General features: G+C 64.8%; 22 protein-coding genes and 1 tRNA gene. 8 read left to right on the forward strand and 15 right to left on the reverse strand.

Translation table 11 applies throughout. The features are described 5' to 3' along the window. Positions 1-55: 55 nt before the first annotated feature. The 11 genes from FHG66_RS00465 to fabD all read right to left on the reverse strand — a co-directional run bounded on the left by FHG66_RS00465 (position 56) and on the right by fabD (position 10,168). Positions 56-1,240: a phage major capsid protein gene (locus FHG66_RS00465; protein ID WP_139074576.1), complete on the reverse strand. Its 1,185-nt coding sequence runs from the start codon at positions 1,238-1,240 to the stop codon at positions 56-58. 27 nt (positions 1,241-1,267) lie between these two features. Next, entirely contained in the window at positions 1,268-1,798 is a 531-nt protein-coding gene (locus FHG66_RS00470; RefSeq protein ID WP_246082405.1) for an HK97 family phage prohead protease, read from the reverse strand. Positions 1,799-1,812: 14 nt separating this feature from the next. Beyond that, positions 1,813-2,031: a GTA head formation protein, RCAP_rcc01685 family gene (locus tag FHG66_RS00475; protein ID WP_139074579.1), complete on the reverse strand. Its 219-nt coding sequence runs from the start codon at positions 2,029-2,031 to the stop codon at positions 1,813-1,815. Further along, positions 2,021-3,238: a phage portal protein gene (locus FHG66_RS00480; RefSeq protein WP_139074581.1), complete on the reverse strand. Its 1,218-nt coding sequence runs from the start codon at positions 3,236-3,238 to the stop codon at positions 2,021-2,023. Before FHG66_RS00480 ends, FHG66_RS00475 begins: the two co-directional genes overlap by 11 nt. 111 nt (positions 3,239-3,349) lie before the next feature. Next, complete coding sequence (locus tag FHG66_RS00485; protein WP_139074583.1) at positions 3,350-4,714, reverse strand: DNA-packaging protein; 1,365 nt, start codon at positions 4,712-4,714, stop codon at positions 3,350-3,352. Continuing rightward, a complete protein-coding gene (locus FHG66_RS00490) occupies positions 4,704-5,039 on the reverse strand; it encodes a hypothetical protein (protein ID WP_139074585.1) in 336 nt (111 codons plus the stop codon). Before FHG66_RS00490 ends, FHG66_RS00485 begins: the two co-directional genes overlap by 11 nt. A gap of 237 nt (positions 5,040-5,276) precedes the next feature. Beyond that, entirely contained in the window at positions 5,277-6,488 is a 1,212-nt protein-coding gene (gene mltG, locus FHG66_RS00495) for an endolytic transglycosylase MltG (RefSeq protein WP_139074964.1), read from the reverse strand. A gap of 16 nt (positions 6,489-6,504) precedes the next feature. Then, positions 6,505-7,764 (reverse strand): beta-ketoacyl-ACP synthase II, encoded by a 1,260-nt coding sequence (gene fabF / locus FHG66_RS00500; RefSeq protein WP_139074586.1) that lies wholly within the window; start codon positions 7,762-7,764, stop codon positions 6,505-6,507. A gap of 153 nt (positions 7,765-7,917) precedes the next feature. Beyond that, positions 7,918-8,151, reverse strand: a complete 234-nt coding sequence (locus FHG66_RS00505; RefSeq protein ID WP_086450334.1) for an acyl carrier protein — start codon at positions 8,149-8,151, stop codon at positions 7,918-7,920. 321 nt (positions 8,152-8,472) lie between these two features. Further along, on the reverse strand, positions 8,473-9,210 hold the full coding sequence (gene fabG, locus FHG66_RS00510; RefSeq protein ID WP_139074588.1) for a 3-oxoacyl-[acyl-carrier-protein] reductase: 738 nt from the start codon (positions 9,208-9,210) through the stop codon (positions 8,473-8,475). 16 nt (positions 9,211-9,226) lie between these two features. Beyond that, complete coding sequence (fabD, locus tag FHG66_RS00515; protein ID WP_139074590.1) at positions 9,227-10,168, reverse strand: ACP S-malonyltransferase; 942 nt, start codon at positions 10,166-10,168, stop codon at positions 9,227-9,229. Between the two features lie 324 nt (positions 10,169-10,492). On the opposite strand from fabD, the gene rpsF reads away from it, so the two are divergent. The 4 genes from rpsF (at position 10,493) to FHG66_RS00535 (ending at position 14,235) form a co-directional block, all read left to right on the forward strand. Then, the gene (gene rpsF, locus FHG66_RS00520; protein ID WP_139074592.1) at positions 10,493-10,945 is read left to right on the forward strand and encodes a 30S ribosomal protein S6; all 453 of its coding nucleotides are present in this window, start codon (positions 10,493-10,495) and stop codon (positions 10,943-10,945) included. Between the two features lie 17 nt (positions 10,946-10,962). Next, positions 10,963-11,190: a 30S ribosomal protein S18 gene (rpsR, locus tag FHG66_RS00525; RefSeq protein WP_139074594.1), complete on the forward strand. Its 228-nt coding sequence runs from the start codon at positions 10,963-10,965 to the stop codon at positions 11,188-11,190. Between the two features lie 10 nt (positions 11,191-11,200). Beyond that, the gene (gene rplI / locus FHG66_RS00530; protein ID WP_139074596.1) at positions 11,201-11,770 is read left to right on the forward strand and encodes a 50S ribosomal protein L9; all 570 of its coding nucleotides are present in this window, start codon (positions 11,201-11,203) and stop codon (positions 11,768-11,770) included. Positions 11,771-12,279: 509 nt separating this feature from the next. Next, positions 12,280-14,235, forward strand: a complete 1,956-nt coding sequence (locus tag FHG66_RS00535; RefSeq protein WP_139074598.1) for a bifunctional 2',3'-cyclic-nucleotide 2'-phosphodiesterase/3'-nucleotidase — start codon at positions 12,280-12,282, stop codon at positions 14,233-14,235. A gap of 33 nt (positions 14,236-14,268) precedes the next feature. On the opposite strand, the gene FHG66_RS00540 is transcribed toward FHG66_RS00535, so the two are convergent. From FHG66_RS00540 to FHG66_RS00550, 3 genes are all read right to left on the reverse strand, one after another. After that, positions 14,269-14,856 (reverse strand): GNAT family N-acetyltransferase, encoded by a 588-nt coding sequence (locus FHG66_RS00540; RefSeq protein WP_139074600.1) that lies wholly within the window; start codon positions 14,854-14,856, stop codon positions 14,269-14,271. A 133-nt stretch (positions 14,857-14,989) separates the two neighbouring features. Then, positions 14,990-16,315 (reverse strand): trigger factor, encoded by a 1,326-nt coding sequence (tig, locus tag FHG66_RS00545; RefSeq protein ID WP_139074601.1) that lies wholly within the window; start codon positions 16,313-16,315, stop codon positions 14,990-14,992. Between the two features lie 19 nt (positions 16,316-16,334). Then, positions 16,335-16,419: transfer RNA gene (locus FHG66_RS00550), tRNA-Leu, on the reverse strand. A 158-nt stretch (positions 16,420-16,577) separates the two neighbouring features. On the opposite strand from FHG66_RS00550, the gene FHG66_RS00555 reads away from it, so the two are divergent. Next, positions 16,578-17,000 carry a Hint domain-containing protein gene (locus tag FHG66_RS00555; RefSeq protein WP_176556067.1) on the forward strand — a complete coding sequence of 141 codons (423 nt, stop codon included), beginning with the start codon at positions 16,578-16,580 and terminating at the stop codon, positions 16,998-17,000. Here FHG66_RS00555 and FHG66_RS00560 read toward each other — a convergent pair. Then, entirely contained in the window at positions 16,997-18,688 is a 1,692-nt protein-coding gene (locus FHG66_RS00560) for an NAD(P)H-hydrate dehydratase (protein WP_139074605.1), read from the reverse strand. The genes FHG66_RS00555 and FHG66_RS00560 overlap by 4 nt on opposite strands. A 173-nt stretch (positions 18,689-18,861) precedes the next feature. Between FHG66_RS00560 and FHG66_RS00565 the strand changes: the two genes are divergently transcribed. From FHG66_RS00565 to FHG66_RS00575, 3 genes are all read left to right on the forward strand, one after another. Continuing rightward, a complete protein-coding gene (locus FHG66_RS00565; RefSeq protein WP_139074606.1) occupies positions 18,862-19,200 on the forward strand; it encodes a P-II family nitrogen regulator in 339 nt (112 codons plus the stop codon). Between the two features lie 64 nt (positions 19,201-19,264). Then, positions 19,265-20,668: a type I glutamate--ammonia ligase gene (glnA, locus tag FHG66_RS00570; RefSeq protein WP_139074608.1), complete on the forward strand. Its 1,404-nt coding sequence runs from the start codon at positions 19,265-19,267 to the stop codon at positions 20,666-20,668. A 287-nt stretch (positions 20,669-20,955) separates the two neighbouring features. Next, a complete protein-coding gene (locus tag FHG66_RS00575) occupies positions 20,956-21,846 on the forward strand; it encodes a hypothetical protein (protein WP_139074610.1) in 891 nt (296 codons plus the stop codon). Positions 21,847-21,887: the final 41 nt, after the last annotated feature.

Consider the following 21,887-nt stretch of genomic DNA (forward strand, 5'->3'; position numbering starts at 1 on the left):
TTCGCTCGTCGGTGTCAGCGTGGGGCCGCCCCCGAAGAGGCAGCCCCGGCTCGCATCAGCTTGCCGCGAACTTGAGGAGCTTGATGGCCGCAAAGTCGGTGATGCCGCCGCCTACCCGCTTGGTCGCGTAGAACAGCACATGGGGCTTAGCGCTGTACGGGTCGCGCAGGACGCGGAGTTCCGGGCGCTCGGCGATCGTGTAGCCTGCCTGGAAGTCGCCGAATGCGATGGCGAATGAGCCAGCCGTGATGTCAGGCATGTCTTCGCAGATCAGGACCTTGTAGCCCATCAGGCGGGCAGGCTCCCCAGAGACCATGCCGTCCGACCACAGGAAGCGTCCGTCAGCATCCTTGAGCTTGCGAAGTACCCCTGTGGTGCGGGAGTTCATGACAAAGCAGGCCCGCGCCCGGTACTCGGCCCCCAGCGAATAGACGAGGTCCACAAGCGGGTCGATCGTGCTCAGCGCACCCGATGTGCCAGAGGCGATGTAGCCGACTTGGCCCCAGATCCAGCTTCCATTGGCAGCCATGGGATAGCTCAGGAAACCCCTGGGTTTGTCCACTCCGTTGCCTGTCACGAAGGCCGAGGACTCGGCCCGGGCGAACTTTTCGGCGATCCGTGCTGCGAGCCAGGCCTCCACGTCGAAGGCAGCATCGTCCAGGAGGCGCTGGGATGCTTTGGGCTGGGCTGCCAATTCATAGACAGGGACGGAGATCTTCTCGAGGATGCCGGTCGAGGACTCGGTCGCTCCGCCCGTTTCGGTTGCCCAGCCCGCACCGACCTCCCCCCGGTCGATCAGGATATCTAGGCTTCCGCCCTCGACCGCGACCACCGACGCGACCGAGCGGATCGAGGCCGTGGACGTCAGGATGGCCCGGATCGTGTCCGTGGCCGCCGGGCTCACCAGCACGCCACCGTCAGCGGCAACGGCCGTGGACAGCGCCTTGCCTTCGAGCGCCAAGGCGCGAAAGCCCGTGTCGTCGCCCGAGCGGAGATAAGCGTCAAAGGCCTTCTGGTGGGGTGCCTCGACATCCGCCTGGGCCGACAACATCGGACGGTGAGCGGCGTGGGTCATTTTGGCGGAAAGCTTGGTCATGCGTTCGTCCTGCTGCTGAAGGCGGTTGGCGACGTCGTCGGAGAAGCTCCTGAACTCGCTCAGGAAGCCGGCGACGGCGGTCTTGATCTCGGGGGACGGGGACAGATCTTCCCCGGCCCGAGACAGGATCTCGGGGTCAGTCATGGATTGGTCCTTTCCTGGTTGTGGGGATCAGCCCCCGAGGCGGACGCGGGCCTGGGCCACCGCCGCCGTCATCTTTTGGAAGAGCGCGATGTCAGCGCCCTTGCCCGCGAGCCGCGCTTCGCGCAGCATCGGAAATGTCACGAGGGAAACCTCCCACAGATCCACCTCGGCCAGCCGGCGGCGACCCTGCGCATCCTTGGTGGCGCGCAGTGTCTTGTAGCCGATCGATAGGCCGTCGATGGCTCCGGCGCGGATCAGGGCGGCGGCTTCCCGGCCCCTGGCTACGTCTGGCAGGATGCGCCCCTTGACCCAAAGGCCACGCGTGTCCTCGCGCACTTCGTCCCAGACTCCGATGGGCTCGGACGGGTCATGCTGCCAAAGCAGCTTGATGCTGCCGCCCTCGGCCCGAAGCCGCTGGAGAGAGGCGGAGTAGGCCCCGGGTTCGACGATATCGCCGCCTTGGTCTACGGCACCGAACAGCGAAGCATACCCGCTAATGACGGAGCCGTTCCCGGCCACGGCGACATCGGCCAGGGGCCGGGTGAACTTGGTTTCCATGCTGGGCGTCCTCGTCATGGCAAGTGTCTCAGGATGGATTGAACGGCCTGAGCCAGGATCACGGCCACCACCCCATAGACGGTGAGCCAGAGGCGTTTTTCCAATCGCTCCATCATGCCCTCGATCTTCACGAGCGCTTGGTTCAGCTGGGTGAACTGAAGCTGTGTCATGCGCTCCTGGTTCTCGATCCGAAGGCCGGGAGCACACAGGAACGATCGCGGCTCATGGGCCATCGGGACCCTCCAAGGGCGGCAGACCCAAAAGCTGGCGCTTCTCGGCCTGGGACAGGAAGGACGCTGCGGCGACTCGCCGCCACTGCGCTTCGCGCTCCGCCGCCAGGGCAGGGATCTGGTCCAGATCGGGGGCGAGCGCGATCCGTTCGCCGGTGAAGTCCGACAGCCAGTCGCTCAGCGTCTGCGTCACGCGAGTGGCGAGCGGCAGGACCGTCAGTCGGTAGAAGGCACGGTTCGCTTCCTGGTAGTTAGCGTAGGTCGCATCGCCGGGGATGCCGAGGATCATGGGCGGCACCCCAAAAGCGACGGCGATCTCGCGCGCAGCGGCGTCCTTGGTCTTCTGGAATTCCATATCAGAGGGCGAGAAGCCCATGGGCTTCCAGTCGAGCCCGCCTTCGAGGAGCATCGGCCGGCCGGCGTTGCGGGCCCCCTGATGCTGCTGCTCCATCTCGGCGGTGAGGCGGTCGAACTGGTCCTGTGTCATGGTCCCGCCGTTCGGGCCGTTGTAGACGATGGCTCCGGACGGGCGCGCTGCATTTTCCAGAAGCGCCAGGGACCAGCGCGAGGCGCCGTTGTGGACCTCGATGGCGGAGGCGGCCGCTTGGAGCGCCGAAAGCCCGTAGTGGTCATCCTGAGGATGAAAGCTCTTGATGTGGCAGACGGGCGAGGTCTCGCCTACCGCGAAGCGATGGCGCCGACCGCCGACCGTATAGTCGTAGGCAACAGGCCAGCCGTCCTCGCCCGGGACGACCGACATGCGATCTGAGCGGAGGACGTGGAGTTCCTGGGGCAGGCCCTCTTCGCTCACAGCTTCCACATAACCGTTGCCGGTCAGGAGGAGTTGGCCGTAAAGCGACTCGAGGAGTTCGGCGCGACCTTGCGCAGGATTCGGCCGGGCGATCAGGTCGAGCACTGGATGCTCGCTGTAGCGCCTCTGGCTATCCTGAAGGATCAGGGGCAGCGCAGCGGCGGCCTCTGCGATCAGGCGGACGGCGCGGAAGCCTACGGGATTTCGCGTGAACCCCTGCTGCGTGAGCAGGGTCGTGTCACGCGGGGCCTGGGCAGGGCGACCGGCAGTGGAAGGCCAGGCGATCAGTTGGCCGGCAGCCGAAGCCTTGGCCTCGGGCACCGCCGCCGGTACGGGGGCGGGGACCGGAACGGCTCCAGGGGGCGTCCCCATGTCCTTGCGTTTCAGGAAGTCGAACATCCGTTTCTCCTCGGGCCGGGCTCGCGGTCCGTGTAGATGACTATGCCCCGGTGGGATTAAGGGGCTCCGAGACCACCGCGCGGTACGGTTAACACCAGGTGCAACACCCGCTCACAGGTGGCGCATCCGCGGCTCCTGCCAGGAGCCCGCGCCCTCGATCAGCAACTCGTGCAGTGCCCATACGAGCGCATCAACGCGGTCCGGAGAACCTCGACCCCGAAAGCCCTGTGCGGTCATCAGACACATCTGGTCTTCGAGCTTGCCCAAGCCCCGCAAATGCCGGACCTTGTCCTGCTCGTAAAGCGCCGCGATCGGCTCAGCGCGCAGCGCCTTGCCTTGGCTGGCGCGTAGGGCCTTGAACGGCACCTGCGAATCGATCTGGCGCAGCACTGTCTCAACCAAGGCTCCACCTTGGTTCACTTCCGCCAGGACCCGGTCGGCGGCATGACGCTTCCGCGCGTCAAGGGCAGCCTTTGCCCATTCCAGCGGCGAAGCGGCTTGGATCGTCGCGTCCTCCAGGACCCAGGCACGCCAGTCTGCAGGGGGACCCTTGGTCGTTGCGCCGACGACGACGATGCCGCAGGCGTCCGATCCCTTGTGGGACGACACGGCCGGGTCCACTGCGACGACGATACGATCGAGAAACGGAACCTCGTCCGCCTGCGCCGCCTCGATCATTGCCGAAGTCCAAAGGGCTCCTTCAGCATCCTGCAGCAGCACGCCCTCGAGCTCCTGCCGGCCCAGGCGGGTTCCTTCGTAGCGCCGCTGAACTTCCTCCATGAAGCCCTTGGCCAGGTTCGCACGGTTCGCGGATGTTGGCGCGTGGGTCTTCACGGTGCTCGACTGCGCGATGAGATTGGTCAGGACCGGGGCGTTGCGAGGTGTGGTGGTGACGCAGCAGCGGGGGTCGTCCCCAAGCCGCATCCCGAACTGAAGCATGTCCCAAGCCTCCTCGCCGCGCTTCCACTTGGCGAGCTCGTCCGCCCAGGCGCAATCGAACTGAGGACCGCGCAGGGATTCGGGCTCGTGCGCCGAGAAGAGCTGCGCCGTGGCCCCGTTGGGCCAGAGCAGCATCCTTCGGCTAGCGATCCACTCCGGTTTTCGGTCGGGAGGAGAACAGGCCATGATGCCGGAGTCTCCGAACACCATGACCTCGCGGGCCTGATCGATGGTTTCGGCCAGCAGCGCCACGCGCTTGGCCCGACCAGGGTCCTTGGGCCGCGGGCCCTCGACCTGCGTGCGGATCCACTCGGACCCGGCGCGTGTCTTGCCCGCTCCGCGCCCGCCCAGAATTACCCAGGTGCGCCAACTCCCTCCGGGCGGAAGCTGATGCGGGAGCGCCCAAAAGTCGAAAAGGAACGGAAGTCCCGCAATCTCACGATCAGAGAAACCGGCCACGGCGTAGCGGACTTTCTCGGGGTTCTGCCTGGCCAGACGTGCCGCACCCTGGCGAAGCGGAGCCGGATCAAACGTCATCGCAGCAGTCCTGGATACGGGCCAGCCGGCAGGCGACCTCCTGGCGGAGCGCGTCGAAGTCGATCTCGCAGGCATTTGCGATGCCGGAGTTCTTGGCGTGCCAGGCGTTGTACCGCTCCTCGGCCTCAAAGGCGCGCTTGAGCGCCGTCTCAAGCTCCGACTGCTTGAGCCCGATCTCCTTGAGGGCTCCCGGTTCGTCGTCCTGCACCCGATCGAGGATCCCCGACAGGGTTCGACGAACGGAACGCAGGAGCGTCAGGGCATCCTGGAAGTTCTGCTCGATATCGTCTTGCGAAAGGAGGGTCGATGCGCGCGATCTGGTCATGATCTGGCCTTTCCTGCTCTTGTTCTTGACGCGACCAGCTTGTCCGGTCGGCAAGTTCAGGATGCAGGAAAGGTGCGAAGAGCCCGTTGGACCGCCGCGCGCTGATATCCCTGGAACTTAGCAGGAACGGGCGATCAGTCCGACTGGCTCAAGAAGCCGTTGTCCCAACGGACGTTGCATCGGCGCGGAACAACGAATCGTCCATCTGTTTGCTATCACGACAGGGTTAAGGACGTTTTACTCGGCGATCGCCTGTGCTTCTGGATCGGCTTGAGCCGCGCGCTCGGCCTCGATCTCGCGCCAGCGCGCAACGTTGCGGTTGTGCTCTTCCAGCGTGCTGGCAAAGGCATGGCCGCCGGAACCATCCGCCACGAAATAGAGATAGTCCGTGCTGGCCGGGTTTACCGCTGCTTCTATGGCGGCACGGCCCGGGTTGGCGATGGGACCGGCCGGCAGTCCATCCACCACATAGGTATTGTACAGCACGTCGCCGTGCAGCTCGCGCTCGGTCGTGCCCGCGATGTCGGACTCACGGATGGGACGATCAAGAAGCCCCTGCCCACGCGTGATGCCATAGATGATCGTCGGGTCGAACTGCAACCGCATGCCGTCCCGCACCCGATTGACCAGCACGGAGGCCACGAGCGGGCGCTCTTCGGCAATGGCCGTCTCTTTCTCCACGATGGAGGCGAGCGTCAGCGCTTCCTGTGGCGACTCGAAGGGGAGGTCGGCGGCACGTTGGTCCCAGGCTTCGGCAAGGATGCGCTCTTGCGAGATCAACATCTGCTCGACCAGCGTTGCTACCGAATTGCCCGGCTGGATCGGATAGCTGTCCGGCGCAAGCATCCCTTCGGCCGGCACCTCGGCGACATCTCCCTCGAGGACATCGAGCCCATTGAGAGCTTGGACGATTTGCCAGCTCGTCACGCCTTCGGCCACCACGATGCGATAGGTGGTGTCAGGCTGGGCCCGGACCTCCTCGTAGGCCGTCGGAACGACCGTGTCGCCCAAGGGCTCGAACTCAGCTTTCTTGACGAAGTCGCCGGTCGCGGGATCAAGGTCGCGGACCTCGGCCAGGGTGCGGTTCACGCCGATGCGATAGACGACCTCGGTTCCGCAGGTGTTGGCACCGCCTCGGGTAACGATGTCGGTGATCTCCTCCATCGAGGCGCCCTGAGGGATTAGGAAGCTCCCCTGCTTCAGGTCGTCGGTCTTTGCTGCATAGTCGGCCCCCAGCCGGAAGATGGCGGGTGATAAGATCGCACCTTGGCTTGCCAGGTCGTTGCTCACCGCCCGCATGGTCGTGCCAGAGGGCACGCGCAGGCACACCGGCTCCTTGAGCGGACCCGTGGCCGAGTACTCGCTGACGCCCCATGTCACGAGGCCCGCGATAAGGAACAGGGCCACGGTGAAGAAGGTTAGTGCGTTGGCCGCGATGTGGCGCCACATCACGCCGTTCTCCGCGTCAAGAAGCCAACCCAAGCACGAGCGACGCGTTGGTGCCGCCGAACCCGAAGGAGTTGTTCACGACCACCTTGACCTCGCGGTGTCGGGCCTGGTTCGGCGCGAGGTCCACCATCGTGTCGACCGCCGGAGTGTCCAGGTTGATCGTCGGCGGGCAGACCTGATCACGCAACGCAAGGATCGCGAAGATCGACTCGATGGCTCCGGCCGCACCCAGAAGGTGCCCGGTCATGGACTTCGTTGAAGACATGGTGACCTTCGACGCCGCATTGCCCATCAGCCGCTCCACTGCCCCGAGTTCGATCACGTCGGCCATGGTGCTGGTGCCGTGGGCGTTGATGTAGTCGATGTCCGCCGGGGCGAGGCCTGCGTCCGAAAGCGCCATCCGCATCGCCCGCTCTGCCCCGTCGCCGTCCTCATTGGGAGCGGTGATGTGGTAAGCATCGCCTGAAAGACCGTAGCCCAGCACCTCGGCATATATTTTGGCCCCACGTGCCTTGGCGTGTTCCAACTCTTCCAGCACCACGATTCCCGCACCCTCGCCCATGACGAAACCGTCGCGGTCCGCGTCATAGGGGCGCGAGGCCTTCTGCGGCTCTGCCTTGTGCTTGGTGGACAGTGCTTTGCAGGCATTGAAGCCGGCAATGCCGATTTCGCAGACGGCGGCCTCGGCTCCGCCCGCCACCATGACGTCGGCGTTGCCGTACTTGATCAGGCGCGCAGCGTCGCCCAGGGCGTGCGCCCCAGTCGAACAGGCCGTGACCACCGAATGGTTCGGCCCCTTGAAGCCATATCTGATCGAAACCTGCCCCGAGATGAGGTTGATGAGAGCCCCGGGGATGAAGAACGGCGACACCCGGCGCGGCCCTTTCTCCTTGATGAGCAGCGTCGTCTGTTCGATGGATTTAAGCCCGCCGATTCCCGAGCCGATCAGGACGCCCGTGCGTGCACGGTCTTTCTCGGTCTGGGGAACCCAGCCCGAGTCTTCGACGGCCTGCTGCGCGGCAGCGATGCCGAATAAGATGAAGTCGTCAACCTTCCGCTGGTCCTTGGGCTCCATGTACTTGTCGGGATTGAAGGTCCCGTCGGAGCCGTCCCCGCGCTTGACCTCGCAGGCATAGTCCGTGGCAAGTTGGGAGGCATCGAACTGCGTGATCGTACCTGCACCGGATTGACCCGCAAGCAGGCGCTTCCAGGTTTCCTCGACCCCATCGGCCAGCGGTGTCACGAGGCCAAGGCCCGTTACGACGACACGACGCATCGTCCATCCTCCCAGTGGTTCCGAGCCGGTTTAGCCCTGGGCCGGGACCGGTGCAACCATCCGGGGACAGGCGAACCGGACTAGCCGCATTTCAAACGAGAAAGGGCGGCGCTCCGTAGGGAGGGCCGCCCTTCATCAATCGTTCCGAGCCGCTTACTGGGCTTCGGAGATGAACTTGACCGCATCACCGAAGGTCTGGATCGTCTCGGCGGCGTCATCGGGAATCTCGATCCCGAACTCTTCCTCGAAGGCCATGACCAGCTCGACGGTGTCGAGCGAGTCGGCACCCAGGTCATCGATGAAGGAGGCGTTCTCGGTCACCTTCTCCTCTTCGACACCAAGATGCTCCACCACGATCTTGCGCACGCGATCGGCGACGTCGCTCATAGAAAGTCCTCTCGTCCTGGGCCTCGGCCCGTCTGTCAATCCTACCGGGCCAGCATGTTCGGGGGTCACCCCCGCCCCAGCACCGAGCCACGAGCGCGGACTATGTCCGGCCTGTGTTCGCCGGGGTCATATCAGAGATTTGAACGCTGGCAAACGCTTTCACCCCAAGGTCGATATACGGCACCAAAGGCGGCAGGACCTCTTGTCCGACAAGTGACATCATATGTCGCCTGCGCGAGCATCCGCTGCCTGCATAGCCGCCAATCCAGGCTCGTCCCCAAACTTCCCCCTGTTCAGGGGCGCGACATGGGTTCCCGACCATCAGATCATCGCCATGCCGCCATTCACATGGAGCGTCGCGCCCGTGACATAGCCCGCCTCCGGGCTGGCCAGATACAGGACGGCCGCGGCGATCTCCTCCGGGGTGCCCATACGCCCGGCGGGCACCTGGGCCAGGATGGCCGACTTTCGGTCGCCGCTCAACGAGTCGGTCATGGCCGTGGTGATGAATCCCGGCGCCACGCAGTTGACTGTAATTCCACGGCCCGCGAACTCCGCAGCAAGGGCCTTGGACATGCCGACCATGCCTGCCTTGGCGGCGGCGTAATTGGCTTGGCCCGCGTTCCCGGTCGCGCCTACGACCGAGGAGATGTTGACGACGCGGCCCCAGCGGGCCTTCATCATTCCCCGGATCACGCCCTTGGTCAGCCGGGCGACCGAGGTCAGGTTCACGGCGATGACGCGGTCCCAGTCGTCGTCCGACATGCGGATGAACAGGTTGTCGCGCGTGATGCCGGCGTTGTTGACCAGGATGTCCACCGATCCCATGGCAGCGACGGCCTGCGCAGGGAGAGCCGACAGCGCATCGGCATTCGACAGATCGCAGGGCAGGACATGGGCGCGGTCGCCCAACTCGCTTGCCAGCGCCTCCAGAGGATCGGTCCGAGTACCGGACAGCCCGACAGTCGCCCCGGCGCTGTAGAGCGTCTTTGCGATCGCGCCACCCAAGCCGCCCGAGGCTCCGGTGACGAGGGCAGTCTTTCCGGTCAGGTCGAACATGGCTCGGAGTCCTTCTTCATGAGTTCAATGATGCGGCCGCCGCGCGGACCTCCTCGGGGGTGCCGACATTCCGCACGGCGATTCCCGGCGCCGTCCGGCGGATCATGCCGGACAAGGCCTTGCCGGCTCCGATCTCCCAGGCCTCGGTCACGCCCGCTTCGGCCAGCCACGTGACCGACTCGCGCCAGCGAACAGAACCGGTGACCTGCCGGACCAGGAGACTTCGGATCGTTTCAGGATCCTGGACCGGGCTGGCGATTACGTTGGCCACCACGGGCACCCTGGGCTCCCGGATCTCGGTGGAAGCCAGGGCCTGCTCCATCGCTTCGGCAGCGGGTGTCATCAGCGCGGAATGGAACGGGGCGCTCACCGGCAGAAGAAGGGCCCGCTTCGCGCCGCGGGCCTTGGCGATCTCAACCGCACGCTCCACCGCGGCGCGGGTGCCCGAGACCACGACCTGCGCGGGATCGTTGTCATTCGCCGCTTGGCAGATCCCGCCATCGGCTTGCGCCTCAAGCGCCACGGCAGTTGCCGCATCGAAGTCGAGGCCGAGGAGCGCAGCCATCGCGCCCTCGCCCACCGGCACGGCGGCCTGCATAGCCTCGCCTCGGAGCCGGAGCAGCCGGGCGGCGTCGCTGAGCGCCAGCGCGCCTGCGGCACACAGCGCAGAATACTCTCCCAAGGAATGACCGGCGACATAGGCAGGGGCAGAGGGGCCCACCCCCTCAGCCTCCAAGGCTCGAAGGGCAGCGATGGACGTAGCCATCAGCGCAGGTTGCGCATTCCGGGTGAGTTGAAGGTTCTCGGCATCACCCTCCCAGATTAGCCGCGAGAGGTTCTCGCCCAAAGCCTCGTCCACCTCGGAGAACACGGCCTTGGCGGCGGGATAAGCTTCGGCCAGCCCCTTGCCCATTCCGACTGTCTGGGCGCCCTGCCCCGGAAACACGAAGGCGCGCATCGTTCCCACTCCCGCCAGTCCGGCCCTTTGCCGGTATCGCGGCAGTCTTAGGCACAGCTGTGCAGCCGGGCAAGGCGAACGCAATGGCGAGACGGGCCTGCACCGAGGCCTGGACGAGACCCACACGCATCACCAACCCAGCCGCTGCAGGAGCATGCCGGAAAAAGCCGCCGCCGGGACGACAGGCGCTTGCGCCCCTGAGGCTCATCTGTATAAGACCCCATCCTTCCGCGGAGCCCTTTAAACCGGCGCATCCTCTCGTGGGACGGGGCGCGGATGGCGGAACCCCCTCCCTATGAAGTGCGCAGCTGACCAGGAGAACGCATGCCGCTTTACGAGCATGTCTTCATCTCGCGCCAGGACCTGTCCAACACGCAGGCCGAGGCGCTGATCGAACATTTCGGGACCGTGCTTGCCGACAACGGCGGCCAGGTGCTCGGCAACGAGTACTGGGGCGTCAAGACGATGTCCTACAAGATCAACAAGAACCGGAAAGGCCATTACGCCTTTCTGCGCACCGACGCTCCGGCGGCGGCCGTGACCGAGATGGAGCGCCTGATGCGTCTCCACGAGGATGTCATGCGCGTCCTGACCATCAAGGTCGACACGCACGAGGACGGCCCGTCCGTGCAGATGCAGAAGCGCGACGAGCGTGACAGCCGCGACCGGGGTGACCGGGGCGACCGTCCGCCGCGCGAGGATCGTGGCCCCCGTGAGGACCGCGGCCCCCGCGAGGACCGTGGCGATCGTGGCGGGTTCTCCCGCGACCGTCGTTGATCTGGAGGATCTGAGACATGGCTACGAAACCCTTCTTCCGCCGCCGCAAGTCCGACCCGTTCGAGGGCAAGGACGCGCCGTCCATCGACTACAAGGACACGCGCCTGCTGCAGCGCTACATCTCCGAGCGGGGCAAGATCGTCCCGTCGCGGATCACCGCCGTCGGTGCCAAGAACCAGCGCAAGCTCGCCCAGGCGATCAAGCGCGCCCGGTTCCTGGCCCTGCTGCCCTACGCCGTGAAGTGAGGCGACCCCGATGCAAGTGATCCTTCTGGAACGCGTGGCCAAGCTTGGCCAGATGGGTGAGGTCGTCCGCGTCAAGGACGGCTACGCCCGCAACTTCCTGCTGCCGCAGGGCAAGGCGATGCGGGCGTCCGACGCCAACATCAAGAAGTTCGAGCAGTCCAAGGCCCAGCTCGAGGCTCGCAACCTCGAGACTCGCGGTGAAGCCCAGGCCTTCGCCCAGCGCCTCGACGGCCAGACCTTTGTGGTCATCCGTTCGGCGTCGGACGGTGGGGCGCTCTACGGTTCGGTCGGCCCGCGGGACATCTCCGATGCCGCGACCGAGGGCGGGTTCACGATCGACAAGCGTCAGGTGATCCTGAACGCTCCGATCAAGGAACTTGGCATTCACACGGTGATCGTGCGGCTGCACCCCGAGGTCGATGCGCATATCGACGTGAACGTCGCCCGCTCGCCCGAAGAAGCCGAGTTGCAGGCCTCGGGTAAGTCGATCCAGGAACTCGCCGCAGAGGCTGAAGCCGCGGCCGAGTACGAGATCGGACAGCTCTTCGATGATATCGGCGGCGCTGCCCAAGACGAATGACGTCCTGAACGCCCGTCGAAAAAATCTGCGGCCGCCCGGGGAAACCTGGGCGGCCGTTTCCATTCCGGACGACTTAGGAAGGATTGACGCCTAGCCAGCCATCGGCCCACCCACACTGCGACGCGCGAACATGCGACAGTCACTGGGGTGACGACTGCGGCTGAGCCAAGTGAAACGGCTGCGATCGAGCGACAACAAAAAAGGGACGTGCTCCTGCTCCGTTTCAACTGTCACCGATCAAGACCGTGTGGCGGCTCCACCGATCCGACATCCGGGGCGATCTGCCTAAAGCCTCGCATCTCAAAGCCACCGGACATGGACTCCAGATCGACCCCAATGGAAGGCTAGTACACGGGCACGTAACCGTTGGGTCGGGCGAGCGTCCGAGGTGACTGGCACCGAACCACCCATCGAATGACGTGACGGCATTGTCGCCATACCGTCACCTGTTTGTCACCCTGCAGCACACAAAGATCGGACGATCCGCTCCAACTTGCAGGGAGACCCGCATGACCCTTCGTCTCAGCCGCCGCGGCTTCATAGCCGGAACCGGGAGCCTGATCATGCTCCACCCCTTCTCGGTCCGGGCGCAGGAGGGCCAGGCGCATCTGCGCATCATGGAAACGACCGATCTCCATGCCCACGTGGTCCCTTACGACTACTATGCCGACGAGGAGGTCGATACCGTAGGTCTTGCGAGAACGGCCTCGTTGATCGCTGAGGTCCGGGCTGAAGCCACCAACTCCCTGCTGCTGGACAATGGCGACCTGATCCAAGGCAATCCGATGGGCGACTACATTGCCTATGAGCGAGGCGTCGAGGGAGTGATGCACCCTGTCATCGAGGCGATGAACGTCCTGGGCTACGACGCCTCGACTTTGGGAAACCACGAGTTCAACTACGGCCTCGACTTCCTGCAGGGCTCCTTGCAGGGCGCGAACTTTCCGTTCGTGAGCGCGAACGTGGTGACCACCGAGGGCGCGACTCCGGACAAAGATGTCACGCTGGTGCCACCTTACGCCATCCTAGACCGGACCATCGTGGACGGGACCGGGGCCGAGCATCCGATCAGGATCGGAGTCATTGGCTTCGTGCCTCCGCAGATCATGGAATGGGACCGGCGGCATCTCGAAGGCCGTGTCACCACGCGCGACATCGTGGAGTCCGCGCAGGCCTGGGTGCCGCGCATCCGTGCCGAAGGCGCGCAGCTCGTCATCGCGCTCTGCCATTCCGGGATTGCCGAAGCCGAGCACATGCCGGGCATGGAAAACGCGGCCGTTCCCCTCGCCGGGGTCGAAGGCATAGATGTGGTCCTGACCGGACATAGCCACCTCGTCTTCCCCGGCCCCGACTACGAAGACTGGCCCGGCGTGGACAACGTAGCCGGGACCATCAATGGCAAGCCGGGCGTCATGGCCGGATTCTGGGGCAGTCACATGGGCCTTGTGGACCTGCTGCTCCAACGCGAAGGGGACGGATGGCGCGTGACCTCCTTCACCGTCGAGGCGCGGCCGATCTACCTCCGGAGCGAGGAGGGCGATGTCACCCCCACCATCGAGAGCGACACCGAGGTGCTGCTCGCCGTTGAGGACGAACATCAGGCGACCCTGGACTATGTACGTCGCCCGGTAGGTAAGACCGAGGCCCCACTTCATAGTTACTTCGCGCTGGTGGCAGACGATCCTTCCGTCCAGATCGTGTCCATCGCCCAGGCCTGGTACATTGACCAGATGCTGCAAGGCACTCCGGACGAAGGGCTCCCTATCCTGTCCGCGGCGGCCCCCTTCAAAGCAGGTGGGCGGGGCGGGCCCGAGTACTACACCGACGTGCCGGTTGGCGATGTCGCGATCCGCAATGTGGCGGATCTCTACCTTTATCCAAACACCGTCCGAGCCGTGAAGATCACGGGGGCGCAGGTTAAGGACTGGCTCGAGCGGTCAGCCGGTATGTTCAACCAGATCACCCCCGGGGCGCAGGACCAGCCACTTCTGAACCCTGACTTCCGATCCTACAACTTCGACGTCATCGACGGCGTTACGTATCGGATCGACCTGTCGCAGCCGTCTCGGTTCGATGCGGACGGCGCGATGGTGAACGAGGGGGCGAACCGAATCGTCGATCTGAGCTATAACGGCCAGCCCATCGACCCCGCGCAGGACTTCGTTGTCGCGACGAATAACTACCGGGCCGAAGGAGGCGGCAGCTTCCCCGGTGCGGACGGGTCCACCATCATATTCGAGGCTCCGGACACCAACCGCGACGTGATCGTCCGATACATCGTGGAACAAGGTACCATAAACCCCGCTGCGGACGGCAACTGGGGGTTCGTTCCCATGCCGGGGACTACAGTGCTCTTTGACACCGGCCCCAAGGCTGCCGAATACCTCGATCAGGTGCCAGGCCTTGCCATCGAGCCTGCAGGCGATGCTCCGGATGGCTTCGCCCGGTTCCGGATCGCGCTCTGACCGGAACCGGGCGCCCCGGTCATACACCGAAGCTTAGAACACGCGCATCAACAGGGTCCAGGTCGAGCCGGGATTGTCCCAGCCCTTCTTGACCATGGGCCGGGACTCCACGGCCTTGAATCCGCATCGCTCATAAAGACGCCAGGCGCCGGGGTTGGCGTCCGAAACGATCATGCTGACACCGCGCTTGCCAGCTGAGCGAGCCAATCGCTCGGCAACGCCGAGAAGCGCGGTCCCATGGCCATGACCCCGGCTCTCTGGATAAGCTGCGAGAGCGTTCACGTACCATGTCCCTGCTGCAAGGTTCTCCAACTCCTGCATGGGCACGAACATTGGCGGGAAGTCGTCGGGGATCGGCTCGGGCGCATCGGCTAGGGGATAGCCGATCAGGGCTGCCATGATCCGCTGCCCATCATCTGCCACGACCGCATTGCGGAACGAGAAGGATCCCTCATCACGGATGGCGCGTCTACGCCCCACATCCTGCGGCGCCTCTCCGTCCTGCGCCTGCTTGGCCCAGAGATAGGAGGCCAGTCCCTCGCCTGCGATGTCCACGAGATCGGTCAACGGGCCCGCGTCGTCCGGGGTTGCGCGGCGATAACCGGAGGGAAGATCGTCCATGGGCAAGGCTCCTTGTTCGTCACCAAGCGAACGCTGCCATGCCGGATCGTGGCCGACAACCACGCGCCCCATGGAAAACAGGAAAGGCGCCCCGAGGGGCGCCTTTCGAGCAGTCGGACCCGAAGGCCCGAGATTATTCTTGGTCCAGCGCCTCTACGGCGGTTTGGAGTTCGTCCTTGGAGACGTCCTTCTCCTCGACCTTGGCCTGCCCGAAGATGTGGTCGATGACCTTGTCCTCGAAGATCGGGGCCTGGATCTGCTGCCGAGCGGCGGCGTTGTTCTGGATGTATTCGAAGAACTGACGCTCTTGGCCGCGGTACTGGCGGGCCTGCTGGAGCACGGCCTGGGTCAGCTCGGCGTCCGTCACCTTGACCTCGGCTTTCTGGCCAAGCTCCGCGAGGAGGAGGCCCAGCTTCACCCGACGACGGGCTAGGCGGAGGTGATCCTCGGTCGGCTCGATATGATCGTGGTTGTGGCCGTGAACCTGCGGGTTCTCCTCGTGCCACAGCTGATGGGCGATCTGGCCTGCTTCAGCCTGGACCAAACCTTCCGGCAGGTCGAAATCCACCAAGCGGTCGAGCTCGTCGAGAAGGGCGCGCTTGGCGACCGCGCGGGCGGCTCCCTGGTATTCCTGCTCCAGACGTTCGCGCACCTGGGTCTTGAGCGCATCGAGGTCATCCGCGCCGAAACGCTTGGCGAGCTCGTCATCAATGGCGGCCGCCTTGGGCGCCTTGACGGCTTTGACCGTGCAGGCGAACACCGCTTCCTTGCCCGCAAGGTGCTGCGCGCCGTAGTTCTCGGGGAAGGTGACGCTGACATCCTTCACGTCGCCGGCGGACACACCCACGAGCTGCTCCTCGAAGCCGGGGATGAACGAGCCCGACCCCAGTACGAGCGGGTAGTCCTCGGCCGAACCGCCCTCGAATGCCTCGCCATCAACCTTGCCCAGGAAGTCGATCACGACCTGGTCGCCGTTCTCGGACGCACCCTCCTTGTCCTCGAAGGACTTGGCGGTATCCGACAGGTTCGACAGCGCTTCATCGACGGCACTGTCGTCGGCCTTGACGTTCAGACGGGTGAGCGAAAGCGAGGCCAGATCGACGGTCGGCACCTCGGGAAGCTTCTCGTAGGAGACCTCCACGACGACGTCGTCGCCTTCCTTCCAGTTCTCGTTGGTCATCTTCACCGCGGGCTGCATCGCCGGACGGTCACCGGTCGATTCGAGGTGCGAAGTCACTGCGCCGTCGATGGCCTCCTGCATGGCCTCGCCCATCAGCCGGGGGCCATGCTGCTTGCGCAGGAGAGCCATCGGGACCTTGCCCTGGCGGAAGCCCTTCATGGCGACCTGGGGTTGGATCTCGCCCAGCTTGGACTGGACCTTCTGATCGAGCTCGGCGGCGGTGACGGTCACGGTGTAGCCGCGTTTCAGGCCCTCGTTCAGCGTCTCGGTGACTTGCATACTCTCATCCTCACGTCCTTGGTGCGGGTGAAGGGACTCGAACCCCCACGCCTTGCGGCGCCGGAACCTAAATCCGGTGCGTCTGCCAGTTCCGCCACACCCGCAAAGTCAAGCGGAGGACGAGCAACCGCCCTCCCCCCTGGCTGGCGCGCGTCCTAGCAGAGCGTCCCCGCGCACGCGAGGGGAAAATGAAGCGGAACCGAGCGCCATAAGTTCGCCATACTCAACTCTAAGATGCACCATGTTCCGCAAGGAGGGTTCGATGCGTCACGAGACGGAGTTCCGGACCGACGCCCTGTCGCTCACGCGACTGGCGGGCCTCGGGACCGGCAGCCGAATCAGAACGAGCAAAGGCGATCTCGCCGTAAACCAACTGAAGCGGGGCGACACGATCGTGACCCGCAACGGCCACCGAACCCTCCTCGACATCGAGGCGCGAGGAGCCCGGTTGGCACCGGTCTGCATCCTGGCCGAAGCGCTGGGACCACAGCATCCCGCGCAGCACCTTCTGCTGGGACCGGCGACACGGCTGTTCCTTCCCCGGAGCCCGCACGGCATGGAGGTCTTTCGCCTGATGGACGGTAGCATCGTGACCGAGGAGTCGCCGCGCGGCATGACACTCTGGACCCTGATCTTTCGAGAGCCGGAAGTCATCACCGTCGAAGGGATCGAGGTCTGGGCCTAGAGGCCAAGAGCGCGGAACACCTTCGGCAGCTCCTCGGGCAGGTCTTCGGCGATCAGGCCGGGGCCGAAGCTGCGGGCGCACTCCACGTGGAGCCAGGCAGCCATGGAGGCGGCGTCGAAGGGTGCGAACCCCCGGGCGAGGAGTCCGGCGATGAAGCCCGCCAGCACGTCGCCCGAACCAGCGGTGGCGAGCCATGGAGCGGCGCGGTCATAGACGGCGGCGTTGATGGCGGCGCGGCCCGAGAAGTGGGCAATGACTGTGTCGGGGCCCTTGAGGAGGACGGTGCAGCCCACCTCCTTCGCGGCGTCGCGGGCGGCGTCGACCTTGGAGTAGGCGGGGCCGGTCGTCGCGGGGGCGTGCCAACGCTCGGCGATCTGCGGGAACAGGCGGGCGAACTCGCCGTCGTGGGGCGTGAGGACGCAGCGGTCGTGGAGCTTTGTGCGGAGATCGGGGTCCTTGGAAAGAAGCGTGAGCGCGTCGGCATCAAGGACAACCGCCCTGCCCTTCGTGCCTTCGCCTGGGCGGGAGGCGTCGAGAAGCACTCCAAGGAGCGCCGCCTCGCGGTCGGAGGTGCCGAGGCCGGGGCCGGCGGCAAGAGCGTTGTAGCGAGAGTCGGAGAGGAGTTCCGCCAGCGCCTCGGCATCGCGGATGCTTCGCAGCATGATGGCGTCGAGCCGGGCCGCGTTCTCCTGCAGCGCGCCGGGCGGAACGGCGAGCGTCACGAGCCCCGCACCGATGCGGAGCGCGCCCCGGGCGGCAAGGCGGGCGGCTCCGCCCCGACCGCAGCCGCCGGAGAGGAGGAGGGCGTGGCCGTGAGTGTACTTGTGGCCGGTGTGCTTGTGGCCGGTGTGCTTGGCGAGGAACGCTCGTGGTCTGTCAACTGGCCTTGAGTGGAGCGCATCGACTTTCTGAACTGACGGCACCAGATGCCAGTCCTCTAAGCCGATCTCTTTCACCACTAGTCTGCCGGAGCTTTCAGGTCCTTGTGCCAGCAAATGTCCAGGTTTCAGCGAGTGGAAGGTTACTGTGAGATCGGCTGGTATGGTTTCCCACTCCTCAGAGGCCGGCGGTCCATCAGCCTTCAGGACTGGAGTCTTCAGGTCCTGCAAGACGCGACCACTGTCGGCACAAAGGCCGGATGGAACGTCTACTGCGACGAAGCGGACCGTGGCACGATACTTAGGCAGATAGTTTGGCAGGCTGCTTAGCTCGTTCTGCCACAAGGAATATACGAGATCGCTTCCGGTCTTCAGGCCGATTCCGAAGAGGGCATCCACGACTACACAAGTGCCGTCCTCAACGATGCTTGCGTCGAAGATGGCCGTCTGAGTTGTATAGTCGAGGATCACAGAAGTTTCGGCGACATCAATAAGAGCAGCGCAGCGGTCGTAGTTGGTTCGTGCATCCGGGGGCAAGCGCCCCGACTCCCCGAAGAGCCAGACTACAACCTCCCACCCCCGCTCATTCAGCAGCCGCGCCACGACGAACCCGTCGCCGCCGTTGTTGCCCGGGCCGCAGAGGACCACCGCCCGCCGCGCGCCCTGCTCGATCTCCGGCCACTCCGCCAGGATCTCTTCCACGACCCCCCTGCCCGCCCGCTCCATCAGTTCGAGTCCCGTGACCTCGCCCTTCGCGATAGCCTCCTGCTCGAGCGCCCGCATCTCCGCCGCCGTCAGGATGGCCTTCATCGCTTCCTCTCCCAGCAGTTTACAAACTGCCCAAATACCCAGCAGACAGCCTGTCTCATGAGCATACCACGCCGTTCCTCACCGAGCCGCCTTGGCCCAGCCCCACACCCGATTGCGGCTCCCCGTCCACGCGTCCATACCGCCTTCGGAACACGGGGGAGCGACACGCCGCCATGAAAAAGATTGAGGCGATCATCAAGCCGTTCAAGCTCGACGAGGTCAAGGAAGCGCTCCAGGATGTGGGCGTCCAGGGGCTGAGCGTTGTCGAGGTGAAGGGCTTCGGCCGCCAGAAGGGCCACACCGAGCTTTATCGTGGCGCCGAGTACGTCGTGGACTTCCTCCCCAAGGTGAAGATCGAGGTCGTGCTGCCGGACGAGCAGGCTGAGAATGCCATCCAGGCGATCATCCAGGCCGCTCGCACCGACAAGATCGGCGACGGCAAGATCTTCGTGTCCACCATCGAGCAGGCGATCCGCATCCGCACCGGCGAGTCCGGCGACGACGCGCTCTGACCTTCTCTCGCGAACACCGGGCGGCGACGCCCCAAAGGACAACCCCAGAGAAAGCACAAGGGACATGGCCAACAAGCTTCTCGACCTCATTGCGCAGGAGGAGGCGGAGTATGTCGACATCCGCTTCACCGACCCGCGCGGCAAACTCCAGCACGTGACGGTCGTTTCGGATCTCGTGGACGCCGACTTCATCGAAGAAGGGTTCATGTTCGACGGCTCGTCGATCGCTGGCTGGAAGTCGATCGACCAGTCCGACATGAAGCTGATGCTCGATGCGGACAGCGCCTATGTCGACCCGTTCTTTGCCGAGAAGACGATCTGCGTGCACTGCAACGTGGTCGAGCCCGACACCGGCGAGCCCTACTCCCGCGACCCGCGCGGCACCGCCGTCAAGGCTGAAGCCTATCTCAAGGCGACGGGCATCGGCGACACCGCCTATATGGGTCCCGAGGCCGAGTTCTTCATCTTCGACAACGTGCGCTTCGCCGTATCGATGCAGAAGGTCTCGTTCGAGGTCGACGGCGTGGACGCCGCCTGGAACTCGGACGCGGAGTTCGAGGCCGGCAACATGGGCCACCGCCCCGGCATCAAGGGCGGCTACTTCCCCGTCCCGCCGATCGACGACGCGCAGGACCTGCGCTCGGAAATGCTCTCCACCATGAAGCGGATGGGCATGAAGGTGGACAAGCACCACCACGAGGTGGCCTCCACGCAGCACGAACTCGGCATCATCTTCGGCACGCTGACCAAGCAGGCCGACGAGATCCTCAAGTACAAGTACGTCATCCACAACGTCGCGCAGGCCTACGGCAAGACGGCGACCTTCATGCCCAAGCCCATCGCGGGCGACAACGGCTCGGGGATGCACGTCAACATGTCGATCTGGAAGGACGGGAAGCCCCTGTTCGCCGGCGACAAGTACGCGGACCTCTCGCAGGAGGCGCTCTACTTCATCGGCGGTATCCTCAAGCACGCCAAGGCGCTGAACGCGATCACCAACCCCGGGACCAACAGCTACAAGCGCCTGATCCCCGGCTTCGAGGCCCCCGTGCTGCGCGCCTACTCGGCCCGCAACCGGTCCGGCTGCATCCGTATTCCGTGGGCCGAATCGCCCAAGGCCAAGCGCGTCGAGGCCCGCTTCCCCGACCCGTCGGCGAACCCCTACCTCGCCTTTGCGGCGCTCCTGATGGCCGGCATCGACGGCATCAAGAACCGCATCGACCCCGGCCCGTCCTCGGACAAGGACCTCTACGACCTGCCGCCCGAGGAACTGGCGCAGATCCCGACCGTCTGCGGCTCGCTCCGCGAGGCGCTGCAGGAGCTGGAGAAGGATCACGAGTTCCTGCTCCAGGGCGACGTGTTCACCCGCGACCAGCTCGAGGGTTACATGGCCCTCAAGTGGGAAGAAGTTTACGCTTTCGAACACACCCCGCATCCGGTCGAATACAAGATGTACTACTCCTGCTGATCGGGCCGCCGATCGGGACCAGATCCGATTTCATCAGGGGCGCTCCTCGGGAGCGCCCCTTTTGCATTTTGGGCGTCAGTTCCACCAGAAGGGAGGCGACAGACATGAATGAAACACCCTCGTTTTCACTCAGGTCGTAACGGAGCTTTTATGATTACGTCTGAAAGGCGGCGAATTTGGTCATGCACACCTAAAGAACTCCGCAATTTGCGCGAATACTGGCCCAAGTTCTAGGGCACAAAAGCGAGGATTACATAGTTCTGTTTCCAACTGGCAGGAACGACACGATGAATGCCTTGCCTCAACCCAGAACGACGATCGGGCAGCTGGTGTTTGCTCAGCGTCCCGGATTCGACTTCGGGCAACTGCTGAGCGATCTCGATACCGCCCTGGCCAGCCATGATGTCGGAGCACGATCCCTTAACTGGGAACGGGACGGTCTCGCCGTTGTCGATGTGGGCGCGGCCCGCATCATCTTGGCGCTCATGGAGGACATCGATGGGACGGGGACGGCCCTTGCCACCGTCGCAGTCGGCTTCGGGCCCGAGCCCGATGGCGACACGCGTCTGGCGCGCCGGCACGCTGTCCTGGCACGGATCATCGCGGACCGAATCGGGGCACGCTCTGCGGCAGTCGAGACGATCTGGTCCCACAGCGAGGACATCGGGAACCCCGACATGGTGGACCGGATGGCTGCGAGCCTTGCGGCTCGTCGGCGCAGCCTACTGGACGGACCGGCAGGACGGGCCAAGGCCCGAAAGGCAGTTCCCCGTCATTTCGTGGAGCCGAACGATCTTCCCCGGATGATGGCAAAGCTCGAATCGACGCTCGAGGCGCGACGTCACGGACGAACAGACGCGACCCGCTCGCACGGTGACATGGAGATTCCGCCCTTGGACATCTCGGATCCTGTGGCCGGATCGGTGCTGTTCCAAACCGCGGACGACGGGTCCGCCGTTGCCACGGCCCCTCTGCGACTGGCCGCCCACATGATCGATGCCACTCTCATGGTCGTGGCGCTTCCGGTCGGCGCGGCGATGATGACTTACAGCCTGACCCGCGGCGCTGACCTGAACACGAGCGCGCGGGCCATGGCGGTCTGCGGCATCGGTATCGGCATCATGCAGACCTTCGGTGGCTTGGAGGGGATCGAGTCGCTCTTGGCGCAGGCCATCTGAGATCCGGGACGTGGTCCGGTGACGCCCGACCTTTTGGGGTC

Origin of the sequence: Rubellimicrobium rubrum (assembly GCF_006152115.1) — a bacterium.
GTDB lineage: Bacteria > Pseudomonadota > Alphaproteobacteria > Rhodobacterales > Rhodobacteraceae > Rubellimicrobium > Rubellimicrobium rubrum.

Bases quoted from the DNA above. Each gene is read 5' to 3' on its own strand.
- FHG66_RS00535 (WP_139074598.1), top strand. From the start codon at position 12,280: ATGACCCTTCGTCTCAGCCGCCGCGGCTTCATAGCCGGAACCGGGAGC.
- FHG66_RS00485 (WP_139074583.1), bottom strand. From the start codon at position 4,714: ATGACGTTTGATCCGGCTCCGCTTCGCCAGGGTGCGGCACGTCTGGCC.
- FHG66_RS00470 (WP_246082405.1), bottom strand. From the start codon at position 1,798: ATGGAAACCAAGTTCACCCGGCCCCTGGCCGATGTCGCCGTGGCCGGG.
- fabF (WP_139074586.1), bottom strand. From the start codon at position 7,764: ATGCGTCGTGTCGTCGTAACGGGCCTTGGCCTCGTGACACCGCTGGCC.
- FHG66_RS00565 (WP_139074606.1), top strand. From the start codon at position 18,862: ATGAAAAAGATTGAGGCGATCATCAAGCCGTTCAAGCTCGACGAGGTC.
- rplI (WP_139074596.1), top strand. From the start codon at position 11,201: ATGCAAGTGATCCTTCTGGAACGCGTGGCCAAGCTTGGCCAGATGGGT.
- FHG66_RS00505 (WP_086450334.1), bottom strand. From the start codon at position 8,151: ATGAGCGACGTCGCCGATCGCGTGCGCAAGATCGTGGTGGAGCATCTT.
- mltG (WP_139074964.1), bottom strand. From the start codon at position 6,488: ATGTGGCGCCACATCGCGGCCAACGCACTAACCTTCTTCACCGTGGCC.
- FHG66_RS00575 (WP_139074610.1), top strand. From the start codon at position 20,956: ATGAATGCCTTGCCTCAACCCAGAACGACGATCGGGCAGCTGGTGTTT.
- FHG66_RS00480 (WP_139074581.1), bottom strand. From the start codon at position 3,238: ATGTTCGACTTCCTGAAACGCAAGGACATGGGGACGCCCCCTGGAGCC.
- FHG66_RS00490 (WP_139074585.1), bottom strand. From the start codon at position 5,039: ATGACCAGATCGCGCGCATCGACCCTCCTTTCGCAAGACGATATCGAG.
- tig (WP_139074601.1), bottom strand. From the start codon at position 16,315: ATGCAAGTCACCGAGACGCTGAACGAGGGCCTGAAACGCGGCTACACC.
- rpsF (WP_139074592.1), top strand. From the start codon at position 10,493: ATGCCGCTTTACGAGCATGTCTTCATCTCGCGCCAGGACCTGTCCAAC.
- glnA (WP_139074608.1), top strand. From the start codon at position 19,265: ATGGCCAACAAGCTTCTCGACCTCATTGCGCAGGAGGAGGCGGAGTAT.
- FHG66_RS00475 (WP_139074579.1), bottom strand. From the start codon at position 2,031: ATGGCCCATGAGCCGCGATCGTTCCTGTGTGCTCCCGGCCTTCGGATC.
- FHG66_RS00560 (WP_139074605.1), bottom strand. From the start codon at position 18,688: ATGAAGGCCATCCTGACGGCGGCGGAGATGCGGGCGCTCGAGCAGGAG.
- rpsR (WP_139074594.1), top strand. From the start codon at position 10,963: ATGGCTACGAAACCCTTCTTCCGCCGCCGCAAGTCCGACCCGTTCGAG.
- FHG66_RS00465 (WP_139074576.1), bottom strand. From the start codon at position 1,240: ATGACTGACCCCGAGATCCTGTCTCGGGCCGGGGAAGATCTGTCCCCG.
- FHG66_RS00555 (WP_176556067.1), top strand. From the start codon at position 16,578: ATGCGTCACGAGACGGAGTTCCGGACCGACGCCCTGTCGCTCACGCGA.
- fabG (WP_139074588.1), bottom strand. From the start codon at position 9,210: ATGTTCGACCTGACCGGAAAGACTGCCCTCGTCACCGGAGCCTCGGGC.
- fabD (WP_139074590.1), bottom strand. From the start codon at position 10,168: ATGCGCGCCTTCGTGTTTCCGGGGCAGGGCGCCCAGACAGTCGGAATG.
- FHG66_RS00540 (WP_139074600.1), bottom strand. From the start codon at position 14,856: ATGGACGATCTTCCCTCCGGTTATCGCCGCGCAACCCCGGACGACGCG.